This window comes from Azotobacter chroococcum (genome assembly GCF_002220155.1).
GTDB lineage: Bacteria > Pseudomonadota > Gammaproteobacteria > Pseudomonadales > Pseudomonadaceae > Azotobacter > Azotobacter chroococcum.
Genome location: NZ_CP011837.1, coordinates 67,079 through 74,783, shown reverse-complemented (window position 1 = coordinate 74,783; position 7,705 = coordinate 67,079). Strand labels below are relative to the sequence as shown.

Below are 7,705 nucleotides of genomic sequence, written 5' to 3'. Positions count from 1 at the left end.
TGCTCAGGTGAGCAATATTGGTGGCGTTGAAAGAACGGGCGACCTCAGCCCTCTTTTTCCAGATACAGACCCTGAGGACATTCCGTTTCTACTGAGGCTTACCCATCTGCTTGATCAGCGGGAAGGGGAATGGTTGGTAAAGGCAGATGCCAAAGTTGCGGGCTCTCATCTGGCACGGTTGCCAATTGGCAAGGATGGCACCCAGGTGAGTTCTGCCCTTGGCGGTATTCGCCGCGTGCTCACTGAGCAACTGAAGCAAGCCAAGAGCGCACTCGAAACACTCGAAGCAGAATTTAGTGAATGGCAAAGCTTGACCCTTGAGCGGGATCTGGCAGCTTCTCAGTCCCAAGGCGCACTTCGTAGCAAAGAAAACATCGCTGAATCCATTTCGGACATCGCGCGCCAGGCGCAGAGCTTCGAGCAGTTGCCCGCGGGCCTACTGGTGCCGCCACTGGGGCAGGATGGCTTGGAAACGGTGCATGATGCATTGGAGCAATTGGTACAAGCCAAGCTAGGCCGACTTCGTGATCAAATCACGGCGCTAGCTGAGGTTGACGGGCTCATAGGCCGATTCGTTTCGGAGCAAGCACGTTCAGAGCAGCTTGGTAACGAGCTCATCACTGTTAAGCAGGAGCTTGCACAGAAGAAACAAGATCGAGCCCTAGTCGCTGCCAATCATGAGCGAATCCACCAGGAGTTGGTCACAGCAGAAGGTGAGCGTGATGCAATCGTTCAGCAGCTCAATCGGCTCATGAATGAGGCCCAAGCCAAAGAGGCGGTCGAGCAGCGCAAGCAGGTATTGGAGACCGCTGACAAGGCTCTGACTAACGCTGAGTCTTTGGCCTCCGCCTTGCGTAGCGAGCATGAAGGCAACGAGCAGCTCGGCGTCCAACATGACCTCATCAACAGACAACGCAAGGCGTTGCTACAAATAGACGCTGACCTTCTCACCGCTCATCAACTCTTGGAGCGCTGGGAGCAGATGCTTCAGCACGTTGCAGATGTTACGGGCTCCATCAGTGGTGAAGAGGCACAAGAGAATGTCCTTCAAGAGCGGCTCCGAACCGCGATTTCGTCAAGGGTGACCGCTGAAGCTGAGGAGCTGGCCGCGAAGAGCCACCACGAGACCCTGACCTCGGCCGCTGATTCGATACGGCAAGCCGTGGCGTCCATCGCGGCCCACCTGCCAAGCGATCGCGGTGACTGCCCCTTATGTGGCGAAGAGCACGGAGCAGTAGGCCTTCATGAACGTGTTGCCAAGGCTTTGGAGGCTATCGACCCTAATGTTGTCGACGCCGAACGACGCGTCAAGAAAGCAACTGATGCTTTGCGTAAATGCGCAGAGGCGGTAACACATGCCGAAGCAGAATTGAAAGCATGCAAGGGCAGGATTGTTGAACTGGAATTCCAGCAGGCGGGCTTGGTGGCGGACATCAACAATTTCAGAACCAACGCCCTGCTCGACGGCGATACTGTACCCCTCGCGAAAGAGTCGATCCGACGTCGCGAAGATGCAAATGTTTCAGCCAAGCTCCAGCTCGATGAAAAGCAGCGCAATCTTGCAGCCCCACCAGTCCCAGAAGTCTTTGATCAGACCAAAAACTCCTACGATTTGGCTGTTCGTGCACTGGACTCCGCCCGACAGGGCCGATCAGAGGCCAGCAACAGGCTCGAGCAGGCGACTGCGGCATTGGCAGCGATCACTGTAGACGCTCCGCCAGCACAAACTCTGGATGAGTTGTCTTTGGCGCAAAACCAAAATGCCAAACAGATCGCAGACCTGAGCGCCAAGCTGAAGGTAGAGCAATCCGCTTTGGATCGGCAGCAGGTTCAACTGACCGAAGTGATGAGTAGGGTATCTGACCTGGAAAAACAGTTATCCGATGTCCAATCTCGACTTGCTACTGTCCGATCGTCCTGGCGCCAACTATCATTTCCCGGCGATCCAACTGCCGAGGTTGCGAGCAGTCGAGAGGCTCAGTTGCAGTCCGCCTTCACCGAGCTGGCTCGACACTCAGAAACGCTGCAAAATATCAAAATCGAGATTGGTGCCTGGAGCAAATTGGAGCAGGCGCGCCTCGCTCAGAGTCTCCTGGATCGTCGTCGCGGCGAGTTGTCGGAGGATGAATTCACAGCCAATCTTCGTCAGCGGATGGAGAAAGAACAATCGGGCCAGACGCGTCTTTCGCTGCTATCCAATGCAATGGATACTCTCAATCAGTATCTATCCTCCGAAATCGCTAATGTTCAAAAAACACGTACTCGCCGTAGTACCCCGGTGGCAGGCGCTCTTGAAACGAGTGGTTAGAGAGCAGCGTTTTACCGGGACGAATCTGGATTTTCGCAGCCTCTATAGAAAGGAGCGTGCTGAAGTGTCGGTGCCGCTCCACGGGGAATTAGTCCCGGTACCGGCGATAGCCAGTGAGGCTCAGCTGACGGATTTGCAGCTAACCTTCCTGCTGTCAATGGCGCTGGATCATCAATGGTCTTCCTGGCGCGGCCTGCTTCTAGACGACCCAACCCAGCATCATGATCTGGTACATGCAGCGTCGGTATTCGATGTGCTTCGTGATTACATCGTCGACCATGGTTTCCAGGTCGTGATTGCAACCCATGATGCCATTCAAGCCCGTTACTTCATGCGTAAGCTACAAAACGACGGAATCGAAGCACGCATATGGACACTCGCCCCAACCCCTGAAGGCGTTACGGCCTCAGAAAGCCCATGGCCGGGTAGAAGCCAGTTAGCGGTGAGTGAGTAGTAACAGCTCTGAGCGCTAGAAACGACCGTGTCCGCCTCTTGAGTGCGCGCGGTCACCGCCAAATGAGTGTCCGGTTTTGGCCGCCTCCTGCCTGTTGCGGAGTCTGGGACGGCGTCGCCCATATCCGACCCGCCCGGGCTGAAACACCCTGCTCAAGACTGCCCCCTCCTTCATGGCGAAGGCGGGGACGCTCTTGGCCCCCTGCCGCGTCCCCGTTCTGCTCTTCTCCCTGCCTACGCGTCCTCCCCCGCTTGCCGCTCCGGCTATATGTGATAATGTCCTTTATCACATAGACACACCCCCGAGCCCGCCCGTGCCTGCTCTCCCCCCAGACTCTCCCCCGCTACTGCTCCCCGCCGGCCCCTCGAGCGGCTGCCGGCCCTGGTGGTCGCCGCCGGCGAACGCGCCCAGCTTCGCTTTCTCGAGTTCTTCACCGCGCAGATCCGCAACCCGCACACCCGGCGGGCCTACGCCCGCGCGGTGGGGGACTTCCTAAGCTGGTGCCAGGCGGCCGGGGTGCCGACCCTGGACACGGTGCAGCCGCTGCACGTGGCGGCCTGGGTCGAGCAGCAGACGCGCACCCACGCCGCGCCGACGGTCAAGCTGCGCCTGGCCGCAGTGCGCCATCTCTTCGACTGGTTGGTGACGGGGCAGGTGATTGCACTGAATCCGGCCGCCGCGGTGCGCGGGCCGCGGCACAGCGCGCGCACCGGCAAGACCCCGGTGCTCGAGCCGGCCGAGGCCCGGCAGCTGCTGGCGAGCATCGAGACCGACACGCCGATCGGCCTGCGCGACCGGGCGCTGATCGGGCTGATGGTGTTCGCCTTCGCCCGGGTCGGCGCGGCCCTGGCCATGCGCGTCGAGGACGTCTACACGCAGAACCGGCGACTGTGGATCCGCCTGCGCGAAAAGGGCGGCAAGGCCCATGCGATGCCCTGCCATCACAGCCTGGAGGAGTACCTGCACGCCTACCTGGAGGGGACCGGGATCGAACACGACCCCAGGGGCCCGTTGTTCCGCACCCTCCAGCGCGGCACCGGCCAGCTCAGCGCGCGGCCCCTGGCCCAGGCCAATGCGCATGCCATGGTTCGCCGCCGGGCCCAGGCGGCAGGAATCCGCACGCCGATCGGCAACCACAGCTTCCGCGCCACCGGGATCACCGCCTACCTGAAGAACGGGGGGACGTTAGAAAACGCCGCGGCCATGGCCAACCATGCCTCGACCCGCACCACCCAGCTCTACGACCGGCGCCGCGACGAGATCAGCCTCGACGAGGTGGAGAGGATTCGGTTGTAGGGGACGGCGTGAGGGTAGCCTGATCGGCCCCGGTTTCCAGGCAGCACAGTGAGGGGGGCTTTCGTTTTGCCGCGTGCTTCGAAAACTCACAAGACCGGTTTGTCGGGTGAGGTGTCATGGTATCGCCGGGCAGGTGCTGAGCCAGATACTCGATGAACTCCCGAGTCGCCGGCAGTCGCCCGCACGTTTTGCAGGTAGTCGGCGAAATACTGCGCTCTGGTGGTCATGGTGGCTCTCCTTGAGTGGTTCACCAATCCTTTGAGTGCTGAGTGCGTTGATGGACCACCCTCAGAACCTGGATCTGGTCGGCGTCAGCATCGAAACGATAGGGGGCAAGGAAGGGGTAGCGCGTGAATACGACTTCGCGAACGTCCGGCTTCAAGGACGGCCTTCCCATGCCCGGGAAGGTCTCCAGATGCTCCAGCTGCTCCAGAAGGCGGATGACGATCTGCTCCGCTTCGTCATCCCCGACAATGGGAGCGTAGTGATTGAAGATATCGTCCAGATCACTCTGCGCTGGATCGGTCAGTACGATTTTTGGCACGGCTCACCCACTTAGCCTTTACGGCAGCAAGATCAGTAAGTTTGCCCGCGTCCGCAGCTTCGATGCCGACCTCGATTGCCTGCAAGTGCCAAGACTCAGCTTCCAAATATCGAGCCATTGCGCGCTTTACGTGGTACAGGCGATCCCGGTCGGTAGCCTCGGCCAGCTTGTCCAGCTGGGTGACGAGCTCTTCATCAAGGCGAAACGACAGAACAGGCGATGCCATGATAGCGCCCTCGGTTGACGTTGTATACAGTGTTTACTTACACCTATAGTGTATTCATTAAGAAGGCTAATTACAACTTGTATAGGCACAAAGCGCCTAGGAGCTGTTGACGTTTCGAGCCAGAGGCGTTGATGAAGAAGAGCAAACCCGCAAAATTCAGGCTCCCAGCCCGATAATCCCGCGAGTTTGCAATGCCCCGATTGATGCTCAGTGACGAACTCTGGTCGAAGCTGGAAAACGTGCTGCTTCAGCAAGCCATTTACCACAAGCCGGATTTGCGCATGACGGTCGAGGGGATGCTCTACCGGATGCGCGCCGGTTGCCCCTGGAGAGACCTGCCCAGCGCCTTCGGGCGTTGGAGCTCGGTCTACAAGCGCTTCAATGCGTGGTCGGCGGCCGGCAAGTGGCTCAAGGTTTTCCAGGCGTTGATCGAGGAGCCCGATCTCGAGTGGGCCTTCATCGATGGCACCTACGTGAAGGCCCATCAGCACAGTAGCGGTGCCGCCAGCGATCAGTCCGAGGCCATCGGCAAAAGCCGCGCGGGACTCACGAGTAAGATCCACCTGGCCGTCGATGCGCATGGCTTGCCGGTGGCTTTCGAGATCACCGGGGGCAACGTCAACGACTGCACTTCGGCCCCCGAGTTGATTGCGCAGCTGCCGTCTGCCGAGGCGATCGTGGCCGACAAGGGCCATGACAGCGAGCGCATTCGCGAACAGATCGAGGCGCAGGGCGCCTTGGCGGTCATTCCCCGAAAGCGCAACTCGCTCAAGGGCAATGGCGATCTGGACCGGGGCTGTATCGCTACCGGCATCTGGTCGAGAACGCCTTTGCGCGGCTGAAGCATTACCGCGCCGTGGCGTTCCGCTACGACAAGCTGAAGCGAAATTACGAGAGCATGGTAGCCATGGCCTGTGGGTTTCTATGGCTCCCCATGTGAAACGTCAACAGACCCTAGCTTGCTGCAACAGCTAACTCAGTCATAGCCTTTCAAAAAGCTTACACACGGCGATTCCTTATTCCGAAAGAACTCAAGGAGCTTTCCGGCGGTCGGAAAGGAGCGGCAGTGGTTCGGCCGCTTCTCCGAAGTGCCTTTAGGCCCCCTTGGCTGGGGAGGTTCGGAGGGCACCGGAAGTACAGTGTTCAGGTAATCGCGACAATGTCACGGGCCGGGATGGCTTGTTGGGAAAACCGGCTGTTTCCGTCCCTTTTCCTCTCATTGCGTCTGAGTACGCATTCTGAATACGGAAGCGAATAAATGGATTTCAATGTCAAGGATTTCGGGGCACTGGGCGATGGCGTCAGCGACGATCAGGCGGCCATTCAGGCGGCGATCGATGCCGCCCACGCAGCCGGTGGCGGCACCGTCTACTTGCCGGCCGGCGAGTATCGGGTCAGCGGCGGCGAGCAGGGAGTGGATGGCGCCCTGATGATGAAGAGCAATGTCTACCTGGCGGGCGCCGGCATGGGCGAAACCGTCGTCAAGCTGCTCGATGGCTGGAACGGGGATGTCAACGGCATGATCCGCTCGTCCGGGACCGAGGAGACGCACGACTTCGGCGTCCGCGACCTGACCCTCGACGGTAACCGCGACAACAACCCCGAAGGCACGGTCTTCGGCTTCTATAGCGGCTACAAGTTCGGCGACGGCGCCGACCGCAATGTCATCGTCGAGCGGGTGGAGGCCCGCGAGATGTCCGGCTACGGCTTCGACCCGCACGGGCGGACCGCCAACCTGGTGATCCGCGACAGCGTGGCCCACGACAACGGCTTCGTCGGTTTCGTCGCCGACCACCAGATCGACGGCGCGTTCGAGAACAACGTCGCCTACAACAACGACCTCCACGGTTTCAACGTGGTCACCAGCACCCACGACTTCACCCTGACCGGCAACGTCGCCTACGGCAACGGTGGTGCCGGCCTGGTGGTGCAGCGCGGCTCGTACGACGTGCCCCATGCCTACAACATCCTGATCGACGGCGGCTCCTACCACGACAACGCCCTGGAGGGCGTGCTGATCAAGCTGAGCCACGAGGTCACCCTGCAGAACGCCGATATCTATGCCAACGGCACGGCCGGCGTACGCATCGCCGGCGCGCAGGACGTGCAGCTCCTGAACAACCGGATCCACGACAACGTGCAGAACGGCAAATACCCGGAGGTCCTCCTGCAGGCCTTCGACGACGCCAGCGTTACGGGGAATGTCTACGAGACCCAGAACACCCTGATCAAGGGCAACGTCATCACCACCTCGGGCAACGCCACCTACGTCGTGCAGGAGCGCAACGACGGCAGCGACTACACCACGCTTCGGGACAACAGCATCAGCGGCGGGCAGATCGCCTCGGTGCAGCTCTCCGGCGCCCACTCGTCCAGCGGGCCCCTCCAGGGCACCGAGGGCGACGACACGCTGATCGGCGGCGACGCCAACGAGCAGCTTCTCGGCGGTGCCGGCGACGACCTGCTCGATGGCGGCGCCGGGCGCGACCGGCTGACCGGCGGCGAGGGTGCTGACATCTTCCGCTTCTCCGCGCGCGAGGACAGCTATCGCACCAGCGACGCCAGCTTCAACGATCTGATCCTCGACTTCGATGCCGATGAGGACCTGATCGACCTGTCCGCGCTGGGTTTCACCGGCCTGGGCAACGGCTACGACGGCACCCTGGCCGTGCAGGTGAACGGTACCGGCACGCGGACTTACCTGAAAAGCTTCGAAGCCAATGCCGAAGGCGAACGCTTCGAGATTCCCTTGGAAGGCAACTACGGCGGATTGAGCGAGGCCAGCTTCGTCTTCGACAGCAGTGCCACGGAGCTCACGCTGGTAGGCGCCGGTCCGCAGATTGACGCGGTCGCCTGACACGGCCGGGCCGTCCCCGC

The 7,705-nt window shown here is 60.6% G+C and carries 5 protein-coding genes and 1 pseudogene; 4 read left to right on the top strand and 2 right to left on the bottom strand.

The window, feature by feature from the left end:
* Both ACG10_RS23160 and ACG10_RS23155 read left to right on the top strand, forming a co-directional pair.
* Window positions 1-2,762: pseudogene (locus ACG10_RS23160) on the top strand (AAA family ATPase); the annotation flags it as partial.
* 384 nt (window positions 2,763-3,146) lie between these two features.
* A complete protein-coding gene (locus tag ACG10_RS23155) occupies window positions 3,147-4,058 on the top strand; it encodes a tyrosine-type recombinase/integrase (RefSeq protein ID WP_089170166.1) in 912 nt (303 codons plus the stop codon).
* A gap of 247 nt (window positions 4,059-4,305) precedes the next feature.
* Here the strand turns inward: ACG10_RS23155 and ACG10_RS23150 are convergent, their stop codons facing one another.
* The gene (locus ACG10_RS23150; protein WP_089170205.1) at window positions 4,306-4,602 is read right to left on the bottom strand and encodes a type II toxin-antitoxin system RelE/ParE family toxin; all 297 of its coding nucleotides are present in this window, start codon (window positions 4,600-4,602) and stop codon (window positions 4,306-4,308) included.
* A complete protein-coding gene (locus ACG10_RS23145; RefSeq protein WP_089170165.1) occupies window positions 4,565-4,828 on the bottom strand; it encodes a CopG family ribbon-helix-helix protein in 264 nt (87 codons plus the stop codon). The genes ACG10_RS23150 and ACG10_RS23145 overlap by 38 nt, the downstream gene beginning before the upstream one ends.
* Before the next feature lie 191 nt (window positions 4,829-5,019).
* On the opposite strand from ACG10_RS23145, the gene ACG10_RS23140 reads away from it, so the two are divergent.
* Together ACG10_RS23140 and ACG10_RS23135 are read left to right on the top strand one after the other, a co-directional pair.
* Window positions 5,020-5,768 (top strand): IS5 family transposase gene (locus ACG10_RS23140; RefSeq protein WP_157731522.1). Its coding sequence is split into 2 segments (ribosomal slippage): window positions 5,020-5,626 and window positions 5,626-5,768, totalling 750 coding nucleotides; the frame shifts between segments, so codons are not numbered across the junction.
* Between the two features lie 318 nt (window positions 5,769-6,086).
* Window positions 6,087-7,685 (top strand): glycosyl hydrolase family 28-related protein, encoded by a 1,599-nt coding sequence (locus ACG10_RS23135; protein ID WP_089170204.1) that lies wholly within the window; start codon window positions 6,087-6,089, stop codon window positions 7,683-7,685.
* The last annotated feature ends 20 nt before the right edge of the window (window positions 7,686-7,705 follow it).

Bases quoted from the DNA above. Each gene is read 5' to 3' on its own strand.
- ACG10_RS23145 (WP_089170165.1), bottom strand. From the start codon at position 4,828: ATGGCATCGCCTGTTCTGTCGTTTCGCCTTGATGAAGAGCTCGTCACC.
- ACG10_RS23135 (WP_089170204.1), top strand. From the start codon at position 6,087: ATGGATTTCAATGTCAAGGATTTCGGGGCACTGGGCGATGGCGTCAGC.